This window comes from Anaerorhabdus sp., assembly GCF_036641015.1.
Lineage (GTDB): Bacteria > Bacillota_I > Bacilli_A > Erysipelotrichales > Erysipelotrichaceae > Anaerorhabdus.
Genome location: NZ_JAVWFO010000010.1, coordinates 12,040 through 37,425, shown reverse-complemented (window position 1 = coordinate 37,425; position 25,386 = coordinate 12,040). Strand labels below are relative to the sequence as shown.

Genomic DNA, 25,386 nt, shown 5'->3' with positions numbered 1-25,386 from the left:
AATATAAGCTATCTGATGTATCCGCAAATGCAATGATAATCTCTTTGGATGTACTCTTCGCTGATACTGGAACAAAAAAAGGTGTAATCATTATAATTACACTAAATAAAAGAATAATTCTTTTAATTTTATTTTTCATCATTACCCCTATTTCTTATCTTCTTAAACCATATATATACAAATATAATAGCACAAATCGCTAATACAAAAATCATAATATATGTATAAGTATCAAAGAAAGTAAGGACTTGTTCCCAATTTTCTCCAAGTTTAACACCTAGAAATACCAAAAGAATATTCCAAGCCAATGAGCCAATTGTTGTATAAAGTAAAAATTCACTTAACCGCATCTTAGCCATTCCTGCTGGTATTGAAACAATACTACGAATAACGGGTACACAGCGACCAAATAATGTTCCGTATTTACCCCATTTACTAAACCAAGTTAATGTCTTTTCTAAATCTTGTTTTTTAAACCCAAGCCATTTACCCCATTTACTTGATATAAATTGTTCAATTCTTTCTTGTGAGAATATTCTTCCTAAATAATATAATAAAATTGCTCCAATCACTGAACCTATTGTCGCAGCTACTACTACACCAATAGGCGTTAAATCACTCTTAGTTGTAAGAAAACCACTAAACGTTAAAATAACTTCTGATGGTATTGGTGGAAATATATTTTCTATTGCGATTAAAAAAGCTACTCCAAAATAACCAAATGCATTTAAAATACTTAATAACCAAGCATTCATAGATTCACCTCATCTTGATTAGTGTAACACTCAACCATCGTTTTTCAATAGACTTAACATAGATTTAACAATTCAAAAAGAAACGTGGATATTCACGTTTCTACTTAAATACTACTAGTCGATTTTCAATTGGATCAAACTCTTTTTCATCAGCACAAGCTGTAATACCACCAATTGGCATTTGTGACATTAATTTCCATGATTTTGGTAAATTAAATGTTGCATGGATTTCATCATCAATTAGCGGATTGTAGTGTTGTAAATTAGCACCTACGCCCTTTTCTTCTAATGCTGTCCATACAGCAAATTGCATCATCCCACTGCTTTGTGTTGACCACAATGGGAAATTATCGGCATAAAGTGGAAATTGTTTTTGTAACTCTTCTACTTTTGATTGATCTTCAAAGAATAATACTGTCGCATGACCTCTTGCGAATCCAGCTATTTTTTCATCAGTTGGTTTCCAATTAGCCTCTGGCACAATTTTATGTAATGTTTCTAAAATGATATCCCAAACTTTTAAATGATTATCACCAAAAGCTACAATCACACGTGCAGTTTGAGAGTTAAAGGCAGATGGTACATGTAATACACATTCCTTAATTATATTTACTACTTCCTCATCACTAATAGGTAAAGCATTATTAATTCCATAAATTGATCTTCTATTTTTTATTGCTTCTATAAACTCCATAAAATCACATCCTCTCTTGATTTGTTGTTTATACTCTAACAATATCAAGAAAATGCTATAACTCAAGCAAAGTGCTCTTGGAGATTCCCCTATTATTTAAATTTATGTTTAACTAGGAACTTATCCCAAATCTCATACAGTTTTGTCGTAGCACCCCATGAAAAATTAAATATTCCATTTCCGGCACCAGAAGATGTAACTAGAACTTCAATTTTGTTATCACCTATAACAAATGTCATTACAACGCTAGCATACGAAGAAGTACGAAAGAAAAATCTCTCGTTTACTATATTTAATATCGTAACACCATTCATCGTAGTACTTTCAATTGAAATATCAGTTTCTTGATTAGTTATATCTCGTTTAATATCATCAATTATACTTAAAACATTGTCTCCTTCATAATAATACCTATGACTTATCATATTTTCCTCCAAATTTAGAAAAAGAACTCAATTATGAGTTCTAATCTTCTTTATCTTTCGCTTCTTCTTGCACTGGTGCAGCAAATAATTTTTCTTTTAATGCTACAGCTACTTCTTCTTCAATTAATGGATTAGCAATTAAGAAAGCACGTACGGCTTCTTTACCTTGCCCAATTTTTTCACCTTTATAACTAAACCAAGCTCCAGCTTTTTGAATGATATCAAAATCAGATGCCATTTGAATAAGTTCACCTTGTCTTGAAATACCTTCTCCATACATCATATCTACAGTTGCAACTTTAAATGGTGGCGCAACTTTATTTTTTACTACCTTAATATTTACTTTATTACCAATAACATCAGTACCATTCTTAATAGCTTCTCCACGTCTAACATCTAAACGTACAGACGCATAGAATTTAAGTGCTCTACCACCTGGAGTGGTTTCTGGATTACCAAACATAATTCCAACTTTTTCACGTAATTGGTTAATAAATATCGCTGTGCAACTTGAACGATTCATAACACCAGCTAATTTACGCATAGCTTTAGACATTAAACGAGCTTGTAAACCAATATTTGAATCACTCATTTCACCATCTAATTCAGCTTGTGGTACAAGGGCTGCAACTGAGTCAATTACAACTAAATCGATTGCTCCTGAGCGAATTAACACTTCCGTAATTTCTAATGCTTGTTCACCAGAATCTGGTTGCGACAAGATTAATTCATCAATATTAACACCAAGTGCCTTTGCATACATAGGATCAATGGCATTTTCTGCATCAATAAAAGCAGCTCTTCCACCAGCTTTTTGACATTCTGCAATTGCATGTAATGCGATTGTTGTTTTCCCTGATGATTCAGGTCCATAAACTTCAACAATTCTTCCTTTAGGGTATCCACCTATTCCTAGTGCATAGTCTAATGCAATTGATCCGCTACATATTGCATCAACCTCTACATTAGCACGGTCCCCTAACTTCATAATACTTCCTTTACCGTATTGCTTTTCAATTTGTTTTAACGCTTCTTCTAAAAGTACGTCTTTTTTTACTTCTTTTTCTGCCATCATAATCTCCTTCAATTATTTATACGCAAAAGTATAATTAATTCCTATTTACTTTCAAAAATATATTCTTTCATTTGGTTAAAGTATGAAACTCCACTTGCTAATGAAACAAATGCCGCAAACCATAGTACAAAATCAGATATTGGTAATCGATATAATTCAAATGGAACATTGTTTAGTAAGATTAAAATAATACTTACCATTTGTAATACCGTTTTTACCTTTCCTAAATATCCAGCTGCAACAACAACACCATTTTGTGATGCTATCATGCGACAACCATCAACAATTGTGTCTCTAATAGTCATTATAAGTACTGGCACTACTGGAATAATTCCTTGTGATGCAAATAGAATGAACATTGTTGTAACAAGTAATTTATCTGCAATTGGGTCAGCAAACTTACCAAATGTTGTTACAAGATTTTTCTTTCTAGCAATAGCACCATCTAAATAGTCAGTAAAGCTAGCTAATGCAAAAATTACCAAACATATGATATTTACTAGTGATATTGACACATAGCCTACATAATACGTTGGTATTTGAATATTAAATTGAGCATATGGGAATATCCAAACAAGCACAATAATCGGTATCAATAAGATACGTATAACAGTTAATCGATTAGGTAAATTCATGAAATCTCTCCTTGTTCTATCTGCTTGAAATTATATCAAGTTTCCTTAAGAAAGTAAAACAAAAGAGACATTTTACTGTCTCTTAAATTTCACACTCTGTAAGCCATGTTCTGTCCCCTTGCGGGTGGCAACCATTTATCTATACTTTGCAGTATCCTTTCACTCCTTCAAGTTAGTCATGAAAGGTTCCCCTACCAAATTTGGGTTTCTCGCTTATGGGGTTTATCTCGTTCCACTCTATACGTTTCCCTATAGACTTCGTCACTGTGACACTTTATAGTCTTTTACCATAGTTTCCCTTAGGTAATCGATCCGCCGTTAGGTTATTCACCTACCTAGCCTTATTTATTGAGCTAGCATAAACACTACAGTCATCGCAGACTGTGCGAGCATGGACTTTCCTCTAATGCCTAAGCACCAGCGATTGCCCGAGTATGATGTTTATTCTTTATTGTAAACGACTTGTTCCAAACGAGAAAGTCGCTTAAGAATATCCAATTGTGATGCACTTTGACTACCTTCATCATTTAAACGTGATTTACCTTCAAGTTCAATTAATTGAGCACGAAGTGTTGCATTTAAACGATCAAGTTCAATAACTTTATCATTTAAAGTTTTAGTTACATCCTGAAGTGTTTCATAGTCCTCAAGAACTAAATCAAGAAAGCTATCAACTTCTGTAGCACTATAGCCTTTAAAATCGATATTGAATTGTTTATCAAGGATTGTTTGAATATCAAGATTTAATTTTGTTGGCATACTAAATACCTCCATCTCTAATATTATGACAAACCCACCCACTAAAATCAATATATCTTCCAATTTTTCGCACTAAAATGTATAATAATACAAGGTGATAATATGATACATTACCCAAATGGTAAGAAAACAAAACCCAGTATTGATAGAAAACTTTCCGCAAGCAATCGTGGAATGACTTTAGAAAACGATTTAAATCTAACAAATGATTACTATTTACAGCTGGATATTGCTAATATTCATAAGAAGCCTACTCCTGTACAAATTGTTACTGTAGACTATCCAACTAGAAGTGCTGCCAAAATAACTGAGGCATATTTCAAAGTTCCAAGTACTACTGATTACAATGGTGTGTATAGAGGAAAAGCAATAGATTTCGAAGCTAAGGAATGTTCAAGTAAAACATCTTTTCCATTTCATAGCATTCATGAACATCAAATAAAACACTTAGAAAGTGTTCTAAGGCATGGAGCAATTGCATTTGTCATTGTAAGATTTTCTAAGTATAATGAAACATACTTTGTAGAAGCACACAAAGTAATAGAAGCATATTATGGTGTAAAACGCTCGTTGCCTTACGAATGGTTTAAAACCGAGGCAATTTTGATACCAATGGGACTACGACCCCATGTTGATTATTTAAAAGTAATTGATCAACTCTACTTAGGAGGAAAACATGAAACTGAAAACAAAAAAGACCGCAAATAAAACAGTATCCACATCAACTAAACCAAAAAACAAAAGAAAAGTGAATACGAGAAATGTTACAGCACTTGTAATTTCAATTATTGTTACATGCGAAATTATCGTAGGTTGCGTTGGCTTATTCTTATTAGTGACAATGTTGTCTGATAAACCAGCATTTGATTTAAGTTTGTATGAAAGTAAAGAATCATCACAAATATTTGATCAAAATGGCGAGTTAATCGCTGATGTTGGTAAACAAATTCGTTCCAATGTTACCTATGATGAAGTTCCTACTTCATTAATAGATGCTTTTGTTTCGATAGAAGACTCTCGTTTCTTTGGACATAATGGTTTCGATATAGCTCGTTTTGGAAAAGCTATGATTGAAAACGTATTGGCTATGAGTTTTGCACAAGGAGGATCTACTCTAACCATGCAGTTAACTAAAATGACATACTTCATGGATGATGATAGTGGTGTTGGAGCTGCTAAGAGTGTTGAACGTAAAGTACAAGAAATTGCCTTAGCATTAGAAGTAGAACGAAATACAAACAAAAAATCACTTTTAGAAATGTATTTAAATAAATCAAATTTTGGTGGAACAGGTAATATCCGTGGTGTTCAAAAAGCTGCGAACTACTATTTTGATAAAGATGTAAGTGAATTAAATCTTCCTGAATCAGCAATGCTTGCAGGTATTGTAAATGCTCCAGGGCGTTATAATCCATTTAGATATTTAGACTATTCGACAAACCGTCGTAATGTCGTATTAAATATGATGCTTCGTCATGGATATATTACAGAAGAAGAAGCAAACTTAGCAAAATCGATTAAAGTTGAAGATTTACTTGTTGATCCAAATACTAGAAAATCAGATGATGCATCATCTGAAGAATATGCATACCAATCATATATTGATACAGTAGTCCGTGAAGTACAAGAATTAACTGGATTAGATCCTACTTCAACATCAATGAAAATTTATACCTACATGGATAAAGATGTTCAAGCAACAATGGATTCTATCCAAGCTGGTACTTATGAAGGTGTTGAATTCGCTGATGACTTAATGGAAGTCGGTATGGTTTCAATGAACAACCAAAATGGACAAATCATTGCCGTTGGTGGTGGTCGTAACTATGGTCGTGGTGGTAGTTTACTATTGAACCACGCAACAGACCAATATAAACAACCAGGATCAGCAGTAAAACCATTCTTAGATTATGCCCCGGCATTCGAATACCTTGGCTGGTCAACCAGTCACGTTGTTACCGATAAACCTATCGTATATGCTGGTACAAATAAAGTTATTAAAAACTTTGATGGCGTGTATCGTGGTCAAGTAACACTTGAAGATGCCGTAGGTAAATCATTAAATACTCCTGCTCTACAAGCATTACAAGATGTTATTCAAACTGCCACAAGAGAAAAAGTAGTTGAGTATTTACAAAACCTTGGATTCTCGAAAGTTACATCTGAAAAATTTGACGTCGGTTATGGTATCGGTGGTTCTAGCTATGAATGTAGTGTTGTTGAACTTGCTGGTGCTCATGCTGCTATGTTAAATGGTGGATATTATTATAAACCTCATACTGTTTCAAAAATCGAATTCTCTGATGGAAGAGAACCATTAGAACCTGTCTACACTGGTACACAAGTCATAAGTTCTGAAGCCGCTTATCAAACTGCATACTTAATGAGTAAAGCTCCGTATGCACCATATGCAAACTATATGCAAATGGTTTCCGCTGGTAAAGATTACCAAGTCTATGGTAAAACAGGTACAACCGACTGGGGTACAGATGGTCTTGTATTTGGAATTCCAAAGGGAGCTGCTAAAGATAAATGGATGGTAATCGAAACATCCGAAGTAACAAATGTTGTTTGGGTAGGTTACGAAAAAGGTGTTAAAGATAAAGAAACTTACTTTACTGGTAAAAAGAGTAATATGAATATTCCTGGTAAGATTAGTAGAGCTCTATTATCTGCAACAAGTGATGAAACAAAACCAGGACCAATTCCAGTACCTGAAGGATTAGTACAAATTCAACATATCCTAGGTACATGGCCATACGCTAACACAATTGAAGGTATGGATCCTAAATTCATTACAACAGGATATATCAAAAAAGAATTTAACAACTTAGTTGAACCACAAGCTGCAAATATTGAGCAAATTACACAATTTAGTGCAACTGGAAATAATGATGGAGCACTTACTATTAACTGGGGTGCATACCCTAATGCTGAACAACTTCAAGTTGCTCCAGACACAATGGACTTATCACTAAGTGGTAATGGGTATTATGTTGAGGCTTGGGGAGCAAGAATCTTTGATTACACTTGGATCTTTGGTCCAATTCGTTATAAAGCTACAATACGTGAAAACGGAAACATTATTAAAGAAGTTTCATCTGAAGGAGCAACTTGGACTGAAAACTTAGGTTTAAGTCCTGGTAAACACACGCTAAACATTGATGGATTCTATGCTTATGAGTGGCTAGGAACTCCTAGTAATGTAATGAACGCTATTGTAGAAATCACTATTCCATTTGATACCAATTCCGCTGAAGGATGTGTAGCTTCTGGTAAGTACTGGTGGACTACTACAAATACTTGTAGCGAGACAAAACCTGCAACAGACAATGAAGCAGGATGTAAAGAATTAGGACAACATTGGTATGGAAATGCATGTCATGTTGATCCTGAACCTACTCAAAGTCCAGATACAACTACTCAAGCTGGATGCGAAGCAGCTAAAAAATATTGGTATGACAACAAATGTAATGATGTTCCAAATCCAAATCCTACAAACTAACAAAACAAAAAGAATCAATTCACTTGAATACGTGAGTTGATTCTTTTTAATTTATAAACTATCTAATTACTAGCACTTCCATGTAAAGGACAATTCAAATGACCAGGAGCAGTGATGTCTATAATTGTACCATTAGGACATATTTCACCATACTCATTAATAATTTGTTTAAATAATGTTTCCTTATTGTCAGTGTATGGACTCTTTGCATAGTATTCACTTAAAATGGCTTTTTGATTATCTAAACACACTTGTTTGTTACCTGACCTAATTGTTTCTATGATACTGGGAGCACTTAGTAAACTGAGCACCGCAATAATACAAACAATTACAATCATTTCCACTAACGTAAACCCCTTCTTCATATTATATAATTCCTTTCAAAGCTTTTGCTTTTTTATCTACACACTGTGTTGTAAAAGGACACTCATCACATTTAGGACTTCTTGCTGTACAAAAATATCTTCCAAAGAATATAAATAAATGATGTGCTCTATTCCATTTATCTTTATCAATTTTCTTCATTAATTTCTTTTCAACCGTTAACACCGAATCATTTTTAGCTGCAAATTTTAATCGTTTTGAAATACGTTCAACATGAGTATCAACAGCAATTGCTGGTACACTAAAACACACCGATAAAATTACATTAGCACTTTTCCTACCAACTCCTGGTAGTGTCAGTAACTCTTCCATTGTCTGTGGCATAACACCATCAAATTCATTTACTAATCCTTGCGCAAGTCCTAATATACTTTTAGCCTTGTTATGATATAACCCTATTGATTTAATATATGCTTCTATATCTTCAAGTGTTGCCTTTGCCATTTTTTCTGGTGTAGGATATTTTTTAAATAAATTAGGTGTTACTTTGTTTACCGAGACATCTGTTGCTTGTGCCGATAACACTACAGCTACTGCTAACTGAAATGGATTATCGTGAATTAGTTCACACTCAGCATTAGGAAATAGTTCTTCAAGTTTTTCAAGAATTTCATTCGATGTCAACTTTAGTCCCCTCCTCAATCATTTTTGCAGTAATACCTTTTTCACTCCATGTTTGTAATATCTTTTGGATATAATTCATACTTATTTTTTGATACATTGATGCTTCACGTAATGCATACACAACTAGTTTAGAATCCATTGTTTTTACCCAATCGCTTAGCTTCATCATTTCTGAATTACTTAAAGGTCTAGCAAACTCTGTTTCAAACAAATCAAATAATGAACTATTTAAAGCATTTTGTGTCTTTGCTACCTCAGTATCAAATAAGCCATCAAGAATAAAAGATACTTGACGATTGGTTGCTCTAATTTCTAAATATTTTTTAGCCACTAAAATACTTAATACTTTATCAACCTCTGTTTGTGTTAATCCTGTTTTCTTTGATAATGCATCCATTGTTACTTGTATTTGATTTGCATTAAAAAAATCTATTAACAATACTAAGACTGTTTCTTGAAGTGATAATCCTAAAACTTCTAAATTTTCTAGAATCCAATCACGATGATTTACATATGTTTGTTTATACCATTTCATAAATTTACCTCTTCCTCTATTATACTAAATTAATTAATAAATAGTTAGTGAACATTGACATCATTTCAAAATTAAATCAAAATTGCACTTTTAAATGAAAAATGATACACTATTAAAACCGAGGTGACATAGTAAATGATAAAAAAATTATTAATATCACTAATGAGTCTTTGTACTGTTATTAGTCTACTATTAGTATTCTACTGTTTCTTTAAGCCAAAGAACAATGAAAACATTGTTCAAGCTTATACTGCTGATGCCTTAGTAATACCTTATTCTTCTGCTAAAGATTATATTATTACAAATGGTGATACAGCTACATCTTACTTATTCTTTTGTTCTCCTAATAACGCTGATTGTCAATATATGCAAAATACCGTTATGAAAACATTAGAAGCTGAACAAGGTAGTAGTTTGAGTGCTCTTATTGATTATGTAGATGTAACTGAACTTGAAGAAAACTTATCAATAAATCAATTAACTGATGACTGGGGAATTAAATCTTATCCAGCATTTGTATCCGTAACCAATAACTATGGTGAACTTACGGTTAATAACTTTATTGAATGGGATATTAATAACCCAATGAGTACTAGAGAATTAAAACAATGGATGCAAAGTAACAACATCTGGGCTGGCTTATTTGAAGAAGCCGATGGTGAAGTTGTAATTCCACAATAAATGCGAGGAACTTAGCCTCGCATTTTATTTTGCATAAACTTGAATAAATTTTTCACACCATAATGCACTACGAGATGATGCCTTTACAGCATACTCACTAAACGAAAGTTCATTGCCTTCTTTATGTGCAATATCCGATAAAGAACGAATGATTACAAAGGGACATTTATAATGCTTACATACCTGAGCAATCGAAGCACCTTCCATTTCAGCACAAAGAGCTGTAGGATAATCTTTGATTATTTTTTGTATCTGATCATCTCGATAGATTAGGCAATCACCTGTTACAATATCACCAAACCAAACACGATCACTTTCACTAGTAATCGTTTTTAAAACATCAATCATTTTTTTATCTGCACTAAATGAGTTTCTTTCTTGATCAAATCCAACTTCCCAATTAGGTACATCAATATCATGGTGGGCAACTCTAATTGATACAACTACATCTAATACTTCTTCTTTCATGTCTAAACCACCCGCTGTACCGATATTAATTACTCCATCAATATCAAAGTGTTCAAACATTATAGTAGTACTTATTGCTGATGCAACTTTCGCAACACCACTTTTCATTACTAAGCACTCTATACCAGCAAGCTTACCAATGTAGAAATCGGTATTACTAATTTCATGTTTAACGACATCACTCATGCGATTTAGAAATGCTTGCACTTCCAATTCCATTGCGCCAATAAAAGCTAACATGCTCTTCTCCTTGCAACTATAAACCATTTTTCTCCTTGTTGTTCACCAACTAAATCAAAATCAGTAAACACTTCCGTATCAAAACCGTATTGATTTAATAATTCTTTTATATCTTCATATTTAAATACTGTTTGAATATGTTGTTCTTGAATAATTTTATCATCTTCAAAAAAGGCAAAATGTTGATGAATTTGATCATCAATACTTTGAATAGTCCATTGATAAGGTACATCAAGCTCTCCTTCTTCAATATAGAGCTCACTGAACTCTTCTAAGCGATCAATGGTATGCATATCAAATAAGAATACTCCATCATCATTTAGACAGCTTAAAACAGATTTAAACATCATTTTAACTTCATCTAATGAATTCAAGTAATTGATACTATCACAAAAACACAATACCCCATCAAATTTAGAATCAATACTAAAGTCACGCATATCCATTACAGCAGTTTTAACTTGAGGATATTTATGATTCAAGCATTCTATCATTGAACTAGAAAAATCAGTTGCCAAAATATCATAACCAACTTCTCTTAATTTATTAGAAATTTCACCAGAACCACAAGCAAGTTCTAACACTTTTTTATTTTGACAATACTTTTGAACAAATTGTACCCACTTTACAGTCGCTTCATCATCTCTAACTAAATCATCATAGTATTTAGCTAATCCCTCATAAATCATAGTTTAACCTCAACCCTTGGTAGATCTCCCCACAAACGTTCTAATTGATATATTTGTCGTTCTCCACCTACGAATATATGGGCAACTACTTCATTACAATCGATTAATTGCCAATTGCTATCTTCATTACCTTCAATAGAGTGAATTGTTTCTTTTGCATCATGCATTTTCTCTTCAATGCGATCAACAATAGACTTTGCCATACGATTATTTAATGCTGTTGCTATTACAAAGTAATCACAAAAAGGACTATGATTTCTAAAATCTAATACAACGATGTCTTCTCCTAAACGCTCATCAATAGCTGATGTAACTATATCTAATATTTTACTTGTCAATTTGTTTACCCTCCTTAACTAAGTATTCATTTCTTTCACTTAGTACCAGTTTATATCCTTCATTTAAGTTTCGCTTTGAAACCTCAATTAAATTACTACTATCATAGCCTCTACTAGGATCCACTTTATCACTAATAAATAAAATCTTACTCAGCTTACTATTGCTATTACAAATTGTATGATTATAAATTGCACTTAATACTTTTTTATTGGTATATCCTAAATTTTCTTTAATCCATGGTATAGCCGTGTATGAGTGATAAATAACATTACTCAAATGTAATTTATCTTTAAAATAAATATTCATTATTTTTAATTCTTCTGTTTTATCCATTTCTTTACAAATATCATGTAGTAATCCAGCCATTCTTGCTTCATGCATATTTACATGATGTATTTTAGCTAATTCTACACATACTTTTGTCATAGAAAAAACATGATTAGCTCTTTTTTCACTACAATGATTTTTAACGATTTCTTCAAGATATAGTTCATTATTTAAAATATAGTTTCTTACACCTTTACAACAATCTCTAAAATGTCCTTGCCGTACGCGTGTACTGCTTTCTAATCGTTTAATATCACTCATCACTAGTAAACGATTATCATCAATTACTAATCCATTACGATTAACCGCAATAAATTGTACTTCCGATAATAATTGATCAATATCTTTCCACGCATTGAACTGAGCTACCTGATCATCCCCAACAATCCAATAAAACTTATCATGAGGATATTTTTTCTTTAATTCTTTTACTGTGTTAATTGTATAAGAAGGTATAGGTAGTTCATTTTCAATTGTACATACTTTTAACTTGCGATATGGCTTACAAGCTATCTTACACATCTTTGTACGCATTTCAAAAGAAGTACTTGTTTGATTTTTCAATGGCGCATCCTTTGCAGGTAGTAACCATATTTCATCTAAACCAAATGTCTTAAGTACTTTCTTTGCACACTCAATATGTCCTATATGTACAGGATCAAATGTACCACCTAAACAACCTATTTTTCTCATGGCAATAAGATTTTTGCTTCCTTACTTTCGCGATACAATAAAATTGTACGGCCAATTGTTTGTACTACTTCACTATGTGTGTTCATAGCTAAATCAAACGCTAATTCTTTAAAATCGGTGTCACATGTTTTAAGAACACTAACCTTTACTAGTTCATGTGCTTCTAATGAATCTTCAATAGTTCTATATAGATTATAAGATAACCCTTCTTTTCCTATTTGGAATAATGCTCTTCTTGTATTTCCTAAACTTCTTAAATAACTTTTTTGTTTTCCTGTTAACATTACATCATTGCCTTTCTAAACGTAACATGTACATTTCTTGGATATGATACAACAATTTCGCTAATGTTGCCACTAATACTAGCCCAACCAAGTCCATCAATTACTATATCCATCTTGTCATAAATCTTTTGTGTCTTTGTTTTTGTAAAATCTTTTACTACTGGGACTGGTGTATAAAGTGTTCCATAATGGTTTTCCCATCTCTCATCTGCACCATCTACTTTACCTCTATGTATAGGACATTCATCAAATGTATAGAAAACAATTGACGCATGATCACAACCTATTAAATCAATTCTAGCCAAACCACCAATCGCAAAGCTTTGGTTATCTCTACATTGGAATACTAATGGTTTTAAGCGACGGCTTGGAAGTATTGTTTTTAGATCCTTCTCATCTATCGCCATTAACATTGTCATATTGCCTTCAAGACCTGGCGTATCAATAAATGTATATCCATTCATATCAATCTTATTAAAATCCAATGTTGTCCCAGGGTATCTAGAACTTGTTAATACATTTTTATTAAACATCGCATTCAATAATGTACTCTTACCTGCATTAGCTTTACCCATTACAATGATATCTCTACCCTGCGCAAGTACATCACATGCATGATATACCTCTTCAACACCCTCTTGAATATTCTTACCTGTAACAACTAACCCTTGAATTTGAATATTTAATTCCTTTAAACGTCCAAAAATAAATTTAGAAATCTTTTCATTACCAAGTGTCTCCGGTAATAAATCTCGCTTAGTCGCAACCATAACAATATCTCTACCCATTAAATGACGATTCAATCCATCAATCATACTTGCCTCAAAATCAAATAAATCAACAACCCATAGAATTAAACCTTCCATTGAATTTATTCTTTCTAAAACTACATCTGGATCTATACCTGATTTCATTGATATAACTAAGTCATCGTAATGCATTAATCTAAAACAACGTTGACAGTATTCGCTATTTTCTTTTGGACTATATCCTAATTCTTTAGGATTAATATATTGTAGTTCAATGCCACATCCCTTACATACAGTCATAATATTTATTTCTCCTCCATTTACCTTGTTTTTCTAAATGTTTAAATACTTTTGTTTCTATAAATCTAGTTACCTTACCCGAAGTATTATCTTTCTTAGATATAGGATCTTGTAGAATCGTATTAAATTTCATACGATTTCCCCCTAATACATCAGTTATTAATTGATCCCCTAATGTAATGACTTCATTAGGAGTACAATTATATCGCTTTAATAGCTGTTTGTATTTATATTTTAATGGTTTTAATGCAAAACTAAAGTAATCACATGATCCTTGTCTTGCGACCTCTTCAACACGTTTCTTCACATTATTAGATATAATTACAGGAATCATTCCATGATTTTGGATTTCATGAATAAAAGCGATTGCCTTACTATCTAAGTCACTCACCTCATGCGAAATCAATGTATTATCAACATCAATTACAAAAACTTTAATCCCCTTTTTAACAAGTGAATCAAGGTCTAAATCCTGATAGTTTCTTATATACATCGTAGGTAAAAAATAGTTATCTATCATTGCTCACGCTCCATGGTATTATTATACACTATTTTGCTTTTTATTAGGTATTAGATATAATAGTTCTTGTAAAACTTTGAAAGGGCAATTACTAATGATAAAATGTGTAATATTTGATTGTGATGGAACAATGTTTGATACCGAGCGTTTAGCTAAAAAAGCATATGAGGACTATGCCCTTAATCATGGCATTCATTTAAACCAAGAATTCTGGAACGGAATATGTGGAACAGGTTTAGAATATGCAACCCCTACTTTAAAACAATACCCTATCATCTTTGATAATATTGAAACTGTATTAAAGTTAAGACTAGCAAATATTACAGAGGGTGCCCAAAGTCAAAAGGATGCACTTGTAAAAAAAGGATTATATGAATTACTTGATTATTGCGAAAGTCATCAAATACTTATTGCAATTGCATCAAGTAGCCATTTAAATTACGTTATGATGTTACTCGATCATATGTCACGTAAAATCGAATTCGATACGATTCTATGTGGAGATATGATAACCCATAAGAAACCTAATCCTGAAATATTCACAACAGTTATGGATAAACTTAATGTTTCTCCAGATGAAACATTAGTTCTAGAAGATTCACTAATGGGCTTACTAGCAGCAAAAGCTGCCAATGCTACTGCCGGTTTTATCGAAGACTGCGTTACTAAAAATGAAAAAATCGAAGAACTACTCGATGTAGAATTCTCCGACTTTACAGAAGTCATTAACTATCTTAAATAATTATAGTTCTGTATACTTTTTCGCATTACCCTTAGCTTTGTCTACAGGGTATTTTTTTGCATTTTTAAGCATTTTTGAATGAATGATTTCTTCAGGATCAACATTTAGTGCAATACACATTTGAAGACAATAGCACATTACATCCGCTAATTCTTCTAATACATGCTCTCTATCATAGTCATTATTCCATTGAAAACATTCAAGCAATTCACCTGCTTCAATACTAACTGACTTTGCTAAACAATCAGGAGTATGAAACTGTGTCCAATCTCTCTCTTCAACAAATTCCTTGATTTCATCTACTATTTTATCCATAATTCACCTCAACACTTACTTATTATATTACTAGAAAACAGTTTGATAAACTAGATATATATTATTCATTAAACTATTTATGTTATTAACAAGAAATAGTCCTACCCATTATGGGTAAGACTATCCTTCAAATATCTTCTTTTTTATTTTTTTTCTTTTTCTTAACTGCCTCAGTTAGTATATACTCGATTTGTCCATTTATTGAACGGAAATCATCTTCTGCCCATCTATTTATTTCTTCCCAAAGACTTGGGGACAAACGAAGGAGAATTGGCTTCTTTCCGTCTTTTTTTTCAGCCATTAATATATTGTTCCACTATTCACAATAGGTTGAGCGTCTTTGTTTCCACATAGAACAACGAGTAAGTTTGAAACCATTTGTGCTTTTCTTTCATCATCTAATTCAACAATATTGTTTTCACTTAGTTTATTAAGTGCCATTTCAACCATACCTACAGCACCTTCAACAATTTTTTGTCTTGCTGCAATAATTGCAGTTGCTTGTTGGCGTTGCAACATAGCTGCAGCTATTTCTGGTGCATATGCTAAGTGAGCAATTCTTGCTTCTAGTATTTCAATACCTGCAAATTCAACTCTTTTTTGAATTTCTTTTTGAAGTTCAACAGCAACTTCTTGTGAAGAACCACGCAATGATTTTTCATCGCCTTCATCAGAAATATCATATGGATATTGACGAGCTACTTGACGAATTGATGCATCACATTGTGTTGAAATATAACGAATATAGTTATCTACTTCAAAAACAGCTTTTGTAGCATTTACTACTTTCCAAATAACGATAACTCCAATCTCAATTGGATTACCTTCGCAGTCGTTTACTTTTTGTTTATCATTGTTTAATGTCATAGCTTTTAAAGATACTTTCTTTGAAAAACCTAAGTTAACATTTACTTTAGTTCCAGAATCTTTTTCATCTAAAGACACAGAGTTGTTATTTAATTGTGTATTATTGAATGCTCCACAGAATGGATTAATCCAATAAAAACCAGCCTTGTTTATTGTTCCATAATAATTACCAAATAAAGTGTAAACAGAAGCTTCATTTGGGTTAATTACTTTTAACCCACCCAACATAATTGGAAAAATAATAAATCCAAAGACTATTCCAGGAACTATTAGAAATGCATTTCCAATAACACATCCATAAGCAAATATTCCTATCATAATAACAATACCTGCTAATAATCCTAGTAACATTGGAATACCATTCATTGGGTGTAATATTTTTTCTTCTCTATTTTCTTGATTGATCATATATTGATCCTCCTTGTTGATATCATAATGATATCATTTTGTATCGTATTGTCAAGCATAATAAGAAAAAGACTAGAATTTCTTCTAGTCCTCAAATAAGTCAATCATTTCGTAATCATTATGTACTTTTTCTTCAATTTCAGCACTTTGATCCATGGTTAGTAAATCATCCATTGGTCCATCAATTATCTTACATTCTTCAATACCTTTTACAAAGTACCAGCCATTTTTAAATGAAATTGGATTTGAGAATGTAGCATCTTTTGCCATAAGTGGAACATCTTTCGCTTGAAGAATATATCGTTCTTGATCTAAGAATACACATTCATCATAAGGTATTACTGCTTGAGCATAACTTATAGTAGAAGGATTACTCTTTACCTTTTTACAAATCATTTCACCTTTTACAGTACGCGATGTAGTAAGGATATCAGGTGTTCTTAATCGTTTCATTTGTCCTTTTTCACACAAGACAAGTAAACTATGATTTTCATCCGGTAAAACACATGCTGTAGCAAGACAATCATCTTTACCAAAATTCATCGATTTAACACCTTGTGATCTTGTATTTGTACTAGGTACTACATCCGCTGGATAACGGGTACAGAAACCAGTTTGACTCATACACACAATTTCTTGATTATCATATACTAAGAACGCCTTTAACATTTCATCTTTAGCTTTTAGTTTCATCGCAGGCATAACTTTATTGTTTCTTTGAACTACCCATTGATTAATAGGAGTCTTCTTTATGTTACCAGATGCACTGATTGTAACAACCCAAGCATATGTATTAAAATTCTTAACAGCTATCGCATTAATAATCTTATCATCTGCATCAATTTTCATGATGTTATTTACATGTGAGCCTACATCTTTCCATTTTGCTTCTTCCATTTGATAAACTGGTAAATAACCATAATTACCTTTTGAAGTAAACAATAAGATAGTATCTAAAGTATCAACTTCTAAAGCACCAATCAGTTGATCACCTTCTTTAATACCTGTTAACTGACCCTCACTTGCAGTATATGAACGTAATGATACACGTTTTACATATCCATCACGAGATATTGTAATCATTACTCTTTCATTTGTAATCATACTAAGTTTATCAATTACTATTTCTTCAACTTCATCTTGAATTTCAGTACGACGTTCATCGCCATATTCTTTTTTAACTTCTCTTAATTCTTTAACAATAGTACTTCTTAAAACATTCTTATCTTCTAAAATTGTTTTTGTGATTTCCATTTCATTTACAAGTTGAGCAAACTCTTCACGTAATTGAATAATATCAGTTGAACTTAAACGATATAATCGCAAATTAACAATTGCCTCAGCTTGTATATCAGTAAATCCAAATGCTTTACATAATCCTAGTTTAGAATCTGCTTTATCTTTTGATTTACGAATAATTTCAATCACTTCATCCATTACGGATACAGCCTTCATTAATCCCTCTAAAATATGACAACGAGCTTCCATCTTATTAAGTTCATAACGACTTCTACGTAATACCACATCTTGACGATATCTTACAAATGCATCTAAACATTGTAGTAACCCCAGTTGCATCGGTCTTTTTTCTACTATCGCAACAACATTAAAATTATAGTAAACTTGTAAATCAGTATTTTTATATAAATAATTTAATACCAAATTAGCATCAGTATCTTTCTTTAAATCAACGACAATTCGTAATCCATTTCTATCTGATTCATCACGAACATCTAAAATTCCATCAATGTCTTTTGATAAACGAATATCATCCATCTTCTTAACTAAGTTCATTTTAATTACTTCATATGGAATTTCTGTGATAATAATTTGATTAATTGTTTTAGCTTCTTCTATATAAGCTTTACCACGTACAACAATTCTTCCTTTACCACTACGGTAAGCTTCTTCAATACCTTTTTTACCTTGGACAATTCCTCCTGTAGGAAAATCAGGACCGGGCATTACCTCCATAATTTCCTCAAGTGAACATTCTGGATTTTGCAAACGATAAACGGTCGCATCCACTACTTCACTTAAGTTTGATGGTGGAATGTTTGTTGCATACCCTGAAGCAATACCTGTCGCACCATTAACTAATAGCGTAGGAAAGCGTGCTGGTAAAACAGTTGGTTCTTCAATTGTATCATCAAAGTTTGGTGAAAATTCTACTGTTTCTTTATCAATATCCAACATCATTGTACTTGATACTTTTGATAAACGTGCTTCCGTATAACGCATCGCTGCAGCTGGATCATCATCAATAGATCCATTATTACCATGCATATCTATAAGTGGAACGCGTACTTTCCAACTTTGTGACATACGTACCATTGCTTCATAAACTGAACTATCACCATGTGGATGATAATTACCAATTACAAGACCTACTGTTTTTGCTGATTTGCGGTGAGCACGCTCAAATACGTTTCCATCATTGTACATCGCAAATAAAATACGTCTTTGTACTGGTTTTAATCCATCTCTAGCATCTGGTAGTGCGCGTTCTTGAATAATATATTTTGAGTAACGACCAAAACGATCACCCATAATATCCTCAAGAGGCATAGGTAAAAATATCGTTTCTTTTTTCTCTTCTATTTTTTTCTTTGCCATTAGTCTACCACCTTAAATGTATCCTCAAGGGTAAAGGCAACATTTTCTTCAATCCAATCACGACGAAGATTAGCCTTATCACCCATAAGCACTGAAACACGTCTTTCAGCAATTACTGCATCCTCTATAGTTACTTGGATTAAAGTACGTTGTTCAGGATCCATTGTTGTATCCCACAATTGGGTTGCATTCATTTCTCCTAACCCTTTATATCTTTGTAATTCTACTTTGCCCCATTTAGTTCTTACTTCATTAAGTTCTTCATCGGTATAACAATAAGTAGTTTCTTTGCCTTTGCTTACTTTATATAGTGGAGGTAATGCAATGTATACCATTCCCTCTTCTACTAAAGGACGCATATAACGATAAAAGAATGTTAAAAGTAAAACTTGAATATGTGCACCATCTGTATCCGCATCGGTCATGATGATTACTTTACCATAGTTACTATCTTTGGCTTCAAAGCTAGGACCTACTCCTGCTCCTAGTGCATGAATAATAGTATTTAATTCTTCATTACGTTCAATATCAATCATAGAACATTTTTCTGTATTCAATACTTTACCACGTAAAGGTAAGATTGCTTGATATTTAGAATCTCTACCTTGTTTAGCACTACCACCAGCTGAATCTCCTTCTACTAAGAATAATTCTTTACGTGCACTATCTTTTGATTGTGCAGGAGACAACTTTCCAGAAAGAATTTTTTCAGTTTTACCTGTTTTCTTTCCTTTACGAGCTTCCTCACGTGCTTTACGTGCTGCTTCTCGTGCAAGTGCTGCCTTTTGCATTTTTTTAATCAATGCCGTTGATAAATCTTTATTCTCTTCAAGAAAATATGTCATCTTTTCCAAAACAGTATTCTCTACTGCTGGTTTTGCTTCAGCTGTGCCAAGTTTGCCTTTAGTTTGTCCTTCAAATTGTAATAAGTTCTCTGGAACTGATACCGATATGATAGACGTTAATCCCTCACGCACATCATTTCCTTCAAAGTTTTTATCTTTTTCTTTTAATAAACCCATCTTACGTGCATAATCATTAAAAGCTTTTGTAATTGCAGACTTGAATCCTATTTCATGAGTTCCTCCATCCGGAGTTCTAACTAAATTTACAAAACTATACGTATTCTCTTGATAAGAATCAGTGTATTGAAATGCACAATCTACTTGTATTCCTTTAAATTCCCCATTAAAACAAACAGGATCATGTAATACATCACGATCTTCATGTAAATAATCTAAGAATGCTGTTAATCCATTATCATAATGATAGATTTCTTTTTTATCATGTCGTTCGTCATTAACAAACATTGTAATTCCATTTAATAAGAAAGCCGTTTCTTGCGCTCTTTCACAAACTGATTTGTAATTAAAATCAATTGTAGAGAATATTGTTGAATCAGGTTTAAATCTAACCTTAGAACCAGTCTTACTAGACTTACCAATAACTTCAAGTTTGCTAACTTTTTTACCACCATTTTCAAAACGCATTTGATAAAGTTTTCCATCACTTGCGACAGTAACCTCTACCCATTCACTTAATGCATTAACAACAGATGCCCCTACACCATGTAATCCTCCTGATGTCTTGTATCCACCTTCAGCAGAAAATTTTCCTCCAGCATGTAACACTGAGAAAATAACTTCCACTGCTGTTTTACCACTTTTATGTAAACCGACTGGCATTCCTCGCCCATCATCTTCTACACAACAAATATTACCCTTCTCAAGAGTAATCGTTATTTTATTTCCAAATCCATTTAAAGCTTCATCGACAGCATTATCTACAATTTCCCAAATTAAATGATGTAACCCTCTACCATCAGTAGATCCAATATACATCCCTGGTCTTTTTCTAACTGCTTCTAAGCCTTCTAAGACTTGTATACTATCTGCATCATAATGTTGATTATTCGCCATATATACCCACCATAACTAAATCTTTGGATTATCCTTTCTACTTCAAAACTACGCCTGCCTTATTATACTAGAAATTAGGTAAAAGTTAAAGTTTAGAAGATACAAGAAATATGATAAAATGATTTCAGGAGATAAATAATATGACAGAAATTTTTACATTACAAAATATTCTAGTAATACTAGGAGCTTATTTGTTTGGATCTATACCTTGGGCACTAGTCATTGGTAAAGTATTCTATAAAACTGATGTCCGTGAACACGGTTCAGGAAATTTAGGAGGAAGTAACGCTGGTAGAGTTTTAGGTAAAAAAGCAGGTATAAGCGTAACAATTCTAGATGCATTAAAATCTACATTCACAGTTCTAATATGTTCAATTTGGTTTAAGGAAGTTATGATCATCGCTGGTTTAGCCGTATGCTTTGGACATTGTTTCCCTATATTCGCTAAATTCAAAGGTGGTAAAGCAGTCGCAACAACAATGGGTTATTTTCTAGGAGTAGGAATTGTAACTGGACAATTTCTAGCAATCTTCTTACTACCAATTGCCATCTTCTTTGGTACTTTGTATTTATGCAAAATGGTTTCATTGAGTAGTATGATTGCCATTGGTATTGAAGCTATCGTATCTTTCTTTATTCAACCCGATATGACTTTATCATTATCATTTGTTGCACTATTCTTATTTGTTACATATCGTCATAAATCAAATATCAAACGTATTATGAATCACGAAGAAAAGAAAATCACTTGGATGTAATCCTAATTCTATCGAAATCCTCTTTACTAGAGGATTTTTTTTAATGCAAATTAAAAGTGCTATTGATTTTACCAATAACACTTCTTAGTACATAATTTATTTAATTTTTTCTAAAAATGCAATATATCCACGATATGTTTCATAAACATCTGCCTTAGAAACTACTTCATAAGGAGCATGCATGTTTTGTACTGCAATACCTGCATCAATAACTTCAACATTTAAGTTAGAAAGAACATAAGCTATTGTTCCTCCCCCTCCAGCATCTACTCTACCAAGTTCAGCTGTTTGGAATTGTACTTTAGCTGTATCAAATACATTACGTATTTCTGCGATAAATTCTGGACTTGCATCACTGCATCCACCTTTTCCACCTGATCCAGTATATTTATTTAAACAAATACCCATTCCTAAGAATGCTGAATTTCTTTTTTCAAATACTGATGGATAATTTGGATCAAAGCCAGCAGATACATCGCTTGATAACATTTTTGAATTTGTTAATGTTTTTCTAAATTTAAGATCTGTGAAACCTTCTGTTGCTTCTAATAACTCAGCAATTGTATTTTCAAAGAAACGTGATTGCATACCTGTATTTCCTTGAGAACCAACTTCTTCTTTATCAACTAAAATGCAGCAACTAGTGCGTTTTGGTTTCTTAATTTCTAAAATTGCAGCTAAAGATGTATATGCACATACTCTATCATCATGTCCATATCCCATAACCATACTACGATCTAAACCATAGTCTCTTGCTTTACCAGCAGGAACGATTTCAAGTTCAGCACTTAAGAAATCATCTTCTTCAATTTTGTATTCTTTCTTTAATAAGTTTAGTAAGTAAGTTTTTACTTTATCATTTTTAGCTTTTGTATCAGGAATAGATCCCACTAATACATTTAGATCTTCACCTTCAACAACTTTCGAACCTGTTTTAGCTAACTGTTCTCTTGCTAAGTGAATTAATAAATCACTAATACCAACAACTGGATCACTGTCTTTTTCGCCAATCGCTAATACGACTTTAGTTCCATCTTTTTTACAAACAACGCCATGCAGTGCCATCGGTTGAGCTACCCATTGGTATTTCTTAACCCCACCATAATAATGAGTATCAAATAATACTAATCCATCAGCTTCATACACTGGTACTTGTTTAAGGTCAATACGAGGTGAATCAATATGTGCACCTAGTATATTTAAACCACTTGAAATAGGTTGACTACCAATAACATAAAGACATAAGTTTTTATCTCTATTAATAAAGTAAACCTTATCTCCTGTTTTTAGTTTCTTATTTTTTAATGTAGCATAATCTTTAAATCCTTCTTTTTTCGCTAGCGCTACTGCAGCTTCAACACATTCTCTTTCAGTCTTTCCAGCATCAAGATATTTTTTATAATTTTCATTAAAATCAAATACTGCTTTCATTTCAGCAGTTGTTAGTTTTTCCCATACAGTTTTCATATTTTTATCCTCCTTTTGATATTGTACACCGTACTAATAAGGTAATTCAATTGTTATAACTTAGAAAATACAGTTTTTCCATTAAATATAGTGTGTAATACTTCGGTATTATGAATTTCAGAAGAATCAATCTCAAATAGATCATTATTTACGATTATAATATCAGCTATCATACCTTCTTTTAACTTACCTTTACTATTTTCTTCAAATGATGAATAAGCACCATCCTCTGTATATGTATCGATTGCTTCAACAAGTGTTAACGCTTGGTCAGGACGATAAGGTTCTTTACTATTAATTGATGATCTAGTTATTGCACACTCAATACCAGTAAAACAATTTAATGATTCTACTGGAGAATCCGAACCATTTGATACTGTTACAGAATCATACAACGTTTTAAATGCATAAGATGTATTAGCTTTATCACCAACACGATCTTTAACAATTTTACTATCATAATCAATAAAACATGATTGAATATATGCATGAAGTTTTAGTTTTTTTATTTTCTCTAATTGATCATTCCTTGTTATTTGAACATGAACTAATCCTGAACGATTACGGTTATCACTATCCAAATATTTTTCAAAACTATTACAAACCATATCAAGGCAACCATCACCAATTGTATGAATAATTGTTCCCATGTTTGTTTCCATTCCTTTTTGCACAAAGTAATCAAAATCATCTTGTGTATAATTTACCATACCACTAGTACTTGGATCATCATGGTAAGGTGTTGACATTTTAGCAGTTCTTGCACCAAGAGATCCATCACCCACAACTTTAATTGGACCTAACCTAAAGAATTCACCTTGTTGTTTACTTAAATGATCTTCTTTAATAAATTGCATTAAGTCTTTTCGTTCGATAAATTGACATTGTTGATTTACTCTTAACTGTAATTTACCTTCTTTTTCCAATTCTAAATAAGCTTGTAAAGGAAGATGATAATCATTTGTAATTGTTACAAAATCATCTGTTTGAACTGATGTTATACCATTACGATGACATTCCTCAGTCGCAATGTGTATGTATTCCTTTAAATCGTTACATGTAGTATTTGGATAAGCATGATGAATAAGTTCAATTGCCATTTCTTTAAACAATCCTGTATCCAAATCAAAATCTCCGCCATCAACACGAGTATCCTTTGTCACATGTGCCAATTCTATCGCCAATGAGTTTACTACTGCAATATGACCACAGCATCTTGTTAAAATTACTGGATGATCTTTGGTAATGTTATCCAACATTTCTCTTGTTGGGTATTTTACTTCATCAAAGTTATCTTGATTCCACCCTCTACCAATTATCCAATTTCCTTTTTCTATTTTTTGTGCCGCTTTACTCACTTCCTCTAAAACCGTTTGTAGTGACTTACAATTTTGTAATTGAATATTTGATAAAAAGACACCTGTCCCTACCAAATGACAATGAGAGTCATTAAAACCTGGTAGTACAAGATGTCCTTTACAATCAATTACTTCATTCACTTGTGCCAAATCAAAATCAATTAGTTGCCCAATTTGTTTTATTTTATTATTCTCAATTAAAAGAGCTTCACAATTAGCTTTATAAAATTTGCCATGAATTAGTAATGTTTTCAT

At 32.4% G+C, this 25,386-nt stretch carries 27 protein-coding genes, 1 other RNA gene and 1 pseudogene; 5 read left to right on the top strand and 24 right to left on the bottom strand.

Going from position 1 to position 25,386, the window contains the following annotated elements:
• Positions 1 to 128: 128 nt before the first annotated feature.
• The 7 genes from RR430_RS02860 to RR430_RS02830 all read right to left on the bottom strand — a co-directional run bounded on the left by RR430_RS02860 (position 129) and on the right by RR430_RS02830 (position 4,343).
• Positions 129 to 755 (bottom strand): DedA family protein, encoded by a 627-nt coding sequence (locus RR430_RS02860; RefSeq protein ID WP_332487359.1) that lies wholly within the window; start codon positions 753 to 755, stop codon positions 129 to 131.
• A 100-nt stretch (positions 756 to 855) separates the two neighbouring features.
• Complete coding sequence (locus RR430_RS02855) at positions 856 to 1,449, bottom strand: nitroreductase family protein (protein ID WP_332487361.1); 594 nt, start codon at positions 1,447 to 1,449, stop codon at positions 856 to 858.
• A gap of 92 nt (positions 1,450 to 1,541) precedes the next feature.
• Entirely contained in the window at positions 1,542 to 1,874 is a 333-nt protein-coding gene (locus RR430_RS02850; RefSeq protein WP_332487362.1) for a DUF6054 family protein, read from the bottom strand.
• A gap of 40 nt (positions 1,875 to 1,914) precedes the next feature.
• Positions 1,915 to 2,946 carry a recombinase RecA gene (recA, locus tag RR430_RS02845; protein ID WP_332487364.1) on the bottom strand — a complete coding sequence of 344 codons (1,032 nt, stop codon included), beginning with the start codon at positions 2,944 to 2,946 and terminating at the stop codon, positions 1,915 to 1,917.
• Between the two features lie 44 nt (positions 2,947 to 2,990).
• Positions 2,991 to 3,584: a CDP-diacylglycerol--glycerol-3-phosphate 3-phosphatidyltransferase gene (gene pgsA / locus RR430_RS02840; protein WP_332487366.1), complete on the bottom strand. Its 594-nt coding sequence runs from the start codon at positions 3,582 to 3,584 to the stop codon at positions 2,991 to 2,993.
• A 94-nt stretch (positions 3,585 to 3,678) separates the two neighbouring features.
• Positions 3,679 to 4,020: RNase P RNA component class B (rnpB, locus tag RR430_RS02835), an RNA gene on the bottom strand.
• Between the two features lie 5 nt (positions 4,021 to 4,025).
• Complete coding sequence (locus RR430_RS02830) at positions 4,026 to 4,343, bottom strand: DivIVA domain-containing protein (RefSeq protein WP_332487367.1); 318 nt, start codon at positions 4,341 to 4,343, stop codon at positions 4,026 to 4,028.
• A 102-nt stretch (positions 4,344 to 4,445) separates the two neighbouring features.
• Here RR430_RS02830 and recU point away from each other — a divergent pair, with 102 nt between their 5' ends.
• Complete coding sequence (recU, locus tag RR430_RS02825; protein ID WP_332487368.1) at positions 4,446 to 5,051, top strand: Holliday junction resolvase RecU; 606 nt, start codon at positions 4,446 to 4,448, stop codon at positions 5,049 to 5,051.
• Entirely contained in the window at positions 5,020 to 7,848 is a 2,829-nt protein-coding gene (locus tag RR430_RS02820) for a transglycosylase domain-containing protein (RefSeq protein ID WP_332508607.1), read from the top strand. Before recU ends, RR430_RS02820 begins: the two co-directional genes overlap by 32 nt.
• Before the next feature lie 62 nt (positions 7,849 to 7,910).
• Here the strand turns inward: RR430_RS02820 and RR430_RS02815 are convergent, their stop codons facing one another.
• The 3 genes from RR430_RS02815 to RR430_RS02805 are packed head-to-tail and all read right to left on the bottom strand — an operon-like array spanning position 7,911 to position 9,391.
• On the bottom strand, positions 7,911 to 8,213 hold the full coding sequence (locus RR430_RS02815; RefSeq protein WP_332487370.1) for a type II secretion system protein: 303 nt from the start codon (positions 8,211 to 8,213) through the stop codon (positions 7,911 to 7,913).
• A 1-nt stretch (position 8,214) separates the two neighbouring features.
• A complete protein-coding gene (gene nth, locus RR430_RS02810; protein ID WP_332487371.1) occupies positions 8,215 to 8,856 on the bottom strand; it encodes an endonuclease III in 642 nt (213 codons plus the stop codon).
• A complete protein-coding gene (locus RR430_RS02805) occupies positions 8,843 to 9,391 on the bottom strand; it encodes a DnaD domain-containing protein (RefSeq protein ID WP_332487373.1) in 549 nt (182 codons plus the stop codon). Before RR430_RS02805 ends, nth begins: the two co-directional genes overlap by 14 nt.
• A 135-nt stretch (positions 9,392 to 9,526) precedes the next feature.
• Between RR430_RS02805 and RR430_RS02800 the strand changes: the two genes are divergently transcribed.
• The gene (locus RR430_RS02800; protein WP_332487374.1) at positions 9,527 to 10,072 is read left to right on the top strand and encodes a DUF6568 family protein; all 546 of its coding nucleotides are present in this window, start codon (positions 9,527 to 9,529) and stop codon (positions 10,070 to 10,072) included.
• Between the two features lie 24 nt (positions 10,073 to 10,096).
• Here RR430_RS02800 and RR430_RS02795 read toward each other — a convergent pair whose 3' ends face one another.
• Genes RR430_RS02795 through RR430_RS02765 form a run of 7 tightly spaced genes read right to left on the bottom strand, consistent with a single transcriptional unit; the run spans position 10,097 to position 14,681 of the window.
• Positions 10,097 to 10,780, bottom strand: coding sequence for a 5'-methylthioadenosine/adenosylhomocysteine nucleosidase (locus tag RR430_RS02795; protein WP_332508606.1), 684 nt, complete (start codon positions 10,778 to 10,780; stop codon positions 10,097 to 10,099).
• Complete coding sequence (locus RR430_RS02790) at positions 10,774 to 11,469, bottom strand: class I SAM-dependent DNA methyltransferase (protein ID WP_332508605.1); 696 nt, start codon at positions 11,467 to 11,469, stop codon at positions 10,774 to 10,776. The genes RR430_RS02795 and RR430_RS02790 overlap by 7 nt, the downstream gene beginning before the upstream one ends.
• Positions 11,466 to 11,807, bottom strand: coding sequence for a ribosome silencing factor (gene rsfS, locus RR430_RS02785; protein WP_332487380.1), 342 nt, complete (start codon positions 11,805 to 11,807; stop codon positions 11,466 to 11,468). Before rsfS ends, RR430_RS02790 begins: the two co-directional genes overlap by 4 nt.
• Positions 11,797 to 12,828 (bottom strand): nicotinate (nicotinamide) nucleotide adenylyltransferase, encoded by a 1,032-nt coding sequence (gene nadD / locus RR430_RS02780; RefSeq protein ID WP_332487382.1) that lies wholly within the window; start codon positions 12,826 to 12,828, stop codon positions 11,797 to 11,799. Before nadD ends, rsfS begins: the two co-directional genes overlap by 11 nt.
• Positions 12,825 to 13,112 (bottom strand): ribosome assembly RNA-binding protein YhbY, encoded by a 288-nt coding sequence (gene yhbY / locus RR430_RS02775; protein ID WP_332487383.1) that lies wholly within the window; start codon positions 13,110 to 13,112, stop codon positions 12,825 to 12,827. Before yhbY ends, nadD begins: the two co-directional genes overlap by 4 nt.
• The gene (locus RR430_RS02770) at positions 13,112 to 14,161 is read right to left on the bottom strand and encodes a GTPase (RefSeq protein WP_332487384.1); all 1,050 of its coding nucleotides are present in this window, start codon (positions 14,159 to 14,161) and stop codon (positions 13,112 to 13,114) included. The genes yhbY and RR430_RS02770 overlap by 1 nt, the downstream gene beginning before the upstream one ends.
• Positions 14,148 to 14,681, bottom strand: a complete 534-nt coding sequence (locus RR430_RS02765) for a YqeG family HAD IIIA-type phosphatase (protein WP_332487385.1) — start codon at positions 14,679 to 14,681, stop codon at positions 14,148 to 14,150. The genes RR430_RS02770 and RR430_RS02765 overlap by 14 nt, the downstream gene beginning before the upstream one ends.
• Positions 14,682 to 14,775: 94 nt before the next feature.
• On the opposite strand from RR430_RS02765, the gene RR430_RS02760 reads away from it, so the two are divergent.
• On the top strand, positions 14,776 to 15,423 hold the full coding sequence (locus RR430_RS02760) for an HAD family hydrolase (RefSeq protein ID WP_332487386.1): 648 nt from the start codon (positions 14,776 to 14,778) through the stop codon (positions 15,421 to 15,423).
• Here RR430_RS02760 and RR430_RS02755 read toward each other — a convergent pair whose 3' ends face one another.
• From RR430_RS02755 to parE, 5 genes are all read right to left on the bottom strand, one after another.
• Positions 15,424 to 15,738, bottom strand: a complete 315-nt coding sequence (locus RR430_RS02755; protein ID WP_332487387.1) for a nucleotide pyrophosphohydrolase — start codon at positions 15,736 to 15,738, stop codon at positions 15,424 to 15,426. It lies immediately after the preceding gene.
• 127 nt (positions 15,739 to 15,865) lie between these two features.
• Positions 15,866 to 16,039, bottom strand: coding sequence for a PTS ascorbate transporter subunit IIC (locus tag RR430_RS02750; RefSeq protein ID WP_332487389.1), 174 nt, complete (start codon positions 16,037 to 16,039; stop codon positions 15,866 to 15,868).
• Positions 16,039 to 17,013, bottom strand: coding sequence for an SPFH domain-containing protein (locus tag RR430_RS02745; protein WP_332487391.1), 975 nt, complete (start codon positions 17,011 to 17,013; stop codon positions 16,039 to 16,041). Before RR430_RS02745 ends, RR430_RS02750 begins: the two co-directional genes overlap by 1 nt.
• 84 nt (positions 17,014 to 17,097) lie before the next feature.
• The gene (parC, locus tag RR430_RS02740) at positions 17,098 to 19,629 is read right to left on the bottom strand and encodes a DNA topoisomerase IV subunit A (RefSeq protein ID WP_332508604.1); all 2,532 of its coding nucleotides are present in this window, start codon (positions 19,627 to 19,629) and stop codon (positions 17,098 to 17,100) included.
• Positions 19,629 to 21,548, bottom strand: a complete 1,920-nt coding sequence (gene parE / locus RR430_RS02735; protein ID WP_332487395.1) for a DNA topoisomerase IV subunit B — start codon at positions 21,546 to 21,548, stop codon at positions 19,629 to 19,631. The genes parC and parE overlap by 1 nt, the downstream gene beginning before the upstream one ends.
• A 140-nt stretch (positions 21,549 to 21,688) precedes the next feature.
• Between parE and plsY the strand changes: the two genes are divergently transcribed.
• Entirely contained in the window at positions 21,689 to 22,306 is a 618-nt protein-coding gene (plsY, locus tag RR430_RS02730; protein ID WP_332487397.1) for a glycerol-3-phosphate 1-O-acyltransferase PlsY, read from the top strand.
• 96 nt (positions 22,307 to 22,402) lie between these two features.
• Here plsY and RR430_RS02725 read toward each other — a convergent pair.
• Both RR430_RS02725 and RR430_RS02720 read right to left on the bottom strand, forming a co-directional pair.
• Positions 22,403 to 23,776, bottom strand: a pseudogene (locus RR430_RS02725) (aminopeptidase); the annotation flags it as partial.
• 50 nt (positions 23,777 to 23,826) lie between these two features.
• Positions 23,827 to 25,386 (bottom strand): amidohydrolase, encoded by a 1,560-nt coding sequence (locus RR430_RS02720; RefSeq protein ID WP_332487399.1) that lies wholly within the window; start codon positions 25,384 to 25,386, stop codon positions 23,827 to 23,829.

Excerpts from the sequence above, each read along its gene's own strand:
- RR430_RS02860 (WP_332487359.1), bottom strand. The coding sequence starts at position 755 with ATGAATGCTTGGTTATTAAGTATTTTAAATGCATTTGGTTATTTTGGA.
- RR430_RS02855 (WP_332487361.1), bottom strand. The coding sequence starts at position 1,449 with ATGGAGTTTATAGAAGCAATAAAAAATAGAAGATCAATTTATGGAATT.
- RR430_RS02850 (WP_332487362.1), bottom strand. The coding sequence starts at position 1,874 with ATGATAAGTCATAGGTATTATTATGAAGGAGACAATGTTTTAAGTATA.
- recA (WP_332487364.1), bottom strand. The coding sequence starts at position 2,946 with ATGGCAGAAAAAGAAGTAAAAAAAGACGTACTTTTAGAAGAAGCGTTA.
- pgsA (WP_332487366.1), bottom strand. The coding sequence starts at position 3,584 with ATGAATTTACCTAATCGATTAACTGTTATACGTATCTTATTGATACCG.
- RR430_RS02830 (WP_332487367.1), bottom strand. The coding sequence starts at position 4,343 with ATGCCAACAAAATTAAATCTTGATATTCAAACAATCCTTGATAAACAA.
- recU (WP_332487368.1), top strand. The coding sequence starts at position 4,446 with ATGATACATTACCCAAATGGTAAGAAAACAAAACCCAGTATTGATAGA.
- RR430_RS02820 (WP_332508607.1), top strand. The coding sequence starts at position 5,020 with ATGAAACTGAAAACAAAAAAGACCGCAAATAAAACAGTATCCACATCA.
- RR430_RS02815 (WP_332487370.1), bottom strand. The coding sequence starts at position 8,213 with ATGAAGAAGGGGTTTACGTTAGTGGAAATGATTGTAATTGTTTGTATT.
- RR430_RS02805 (WP_332487373.1), bottom strand. The coding sequence starts at position 9,391 with ATGAAATGGTATAAACAAACATATGTAAATCATCGTGATTGGATTCTA.
- RR430_RS02800 (WP_332487374.1), top strand. The coding sequence starts at position 9,527 with ATGATAAAAAAATTATTAATATCACTAATGAGTCTTTGTACTGTTATT.
- RR430_RS02795 (WP_332508606.1), bottom strand. The coding sequence starts at position 10,780 with ATGTTAGCTTTTATTGGCGCAATGGAATTGGAAGTGCAAGCATTTCTA.
- RR430_RS02790 (WP_332508605.1), bottom strand. The coding sequence starts at position 11,469 with ATGATTTATGAGGGATTAGCTAAATACTATGATGATTTAGTTAGAGAT.
- nadD (WP_332487382.1), bottom strand. The coding sequence starts at position 12,828 with ATGAGAAAAATAGGTTGTTTAGGTGGTACATTTGATCCTGTACATATA.
- yhbY (WP_332487383.1), bottom strand. The coding sequence starts at position 13,112 with ATGTTAACAGGAAAACAAAAAAGTTATTTAAGAAGTTTAGGAAATACA.
- RR430_RS02770 (WP_332487384.1), bottom strand. The coding sequence starts at position 14,161 with ATGACTGTATGTAAGGGATGTGGCATTGAACTACAATATATTAATCCT.
- RR430_RS02765 (WP_332487385.1), bottom strand. The coding sequence starts at position 14,681 with ATGATAGATAACTATTTTTTACCTACGATGTATATAAGAAACTATCAG.
- RR430_RS02760 (WP_332487386.1), top strand. The coding sequence starts at position 14,776 with ATGATAAAATGTGTAATATTTGATTGTGATGGAACAATGTTTGATACC.
- RR430_RS02755 (WP_332487387.1), bottom strand. The coding sequence starts at position 15,738 with ATGGATAAAATAGTAGATGAAATCAAGGAATTTGTTGAAGAGAGAGAT.
- RR430_RS02750 (WP_332487389.1), bottom strand. The coding sequence starts at position 16,039 with ATGGCTGAAAAAAAAGACGGAAAGAAGCCAATTCTCCTTCGTTTGTCC.
- RR430_RS02745 (WP_332487391.1), bottom strand. The coding sequence starts at position 17,013 with ATGATCAATCAAGAAAATAGAGAAGAAAAAATATTACACCCAATGAAT.
- parC (WP_332508604.1), bottom strand. The coding sequence starts at position 19,629 with ATGGCAAAGAAAAAAATAGAAGAGAAAAAAGAAACGATATTTTTACCT.
- parE (WP_332487395.1), bottom strand. The coding sequence starts at position 21,548 with ATGGCGAATAATCAACATTATGATGCAGATAGTATACAAGTCTTAGAA.
- plsY (WP_332487397.1), top strand. The coding sequence starts at position 21,689 with ATGACAGAAATTTTTACATTACAAAATATTCTAGTAATACTAGGAGCT.
- RR430_RS02720 (WP_332487399.1), bottom strand. The coding sequence starts at position 25,386 with ATGAAAACATTACTAATTCATGGCAAATTTTATAAAGCTAATTGTGAA.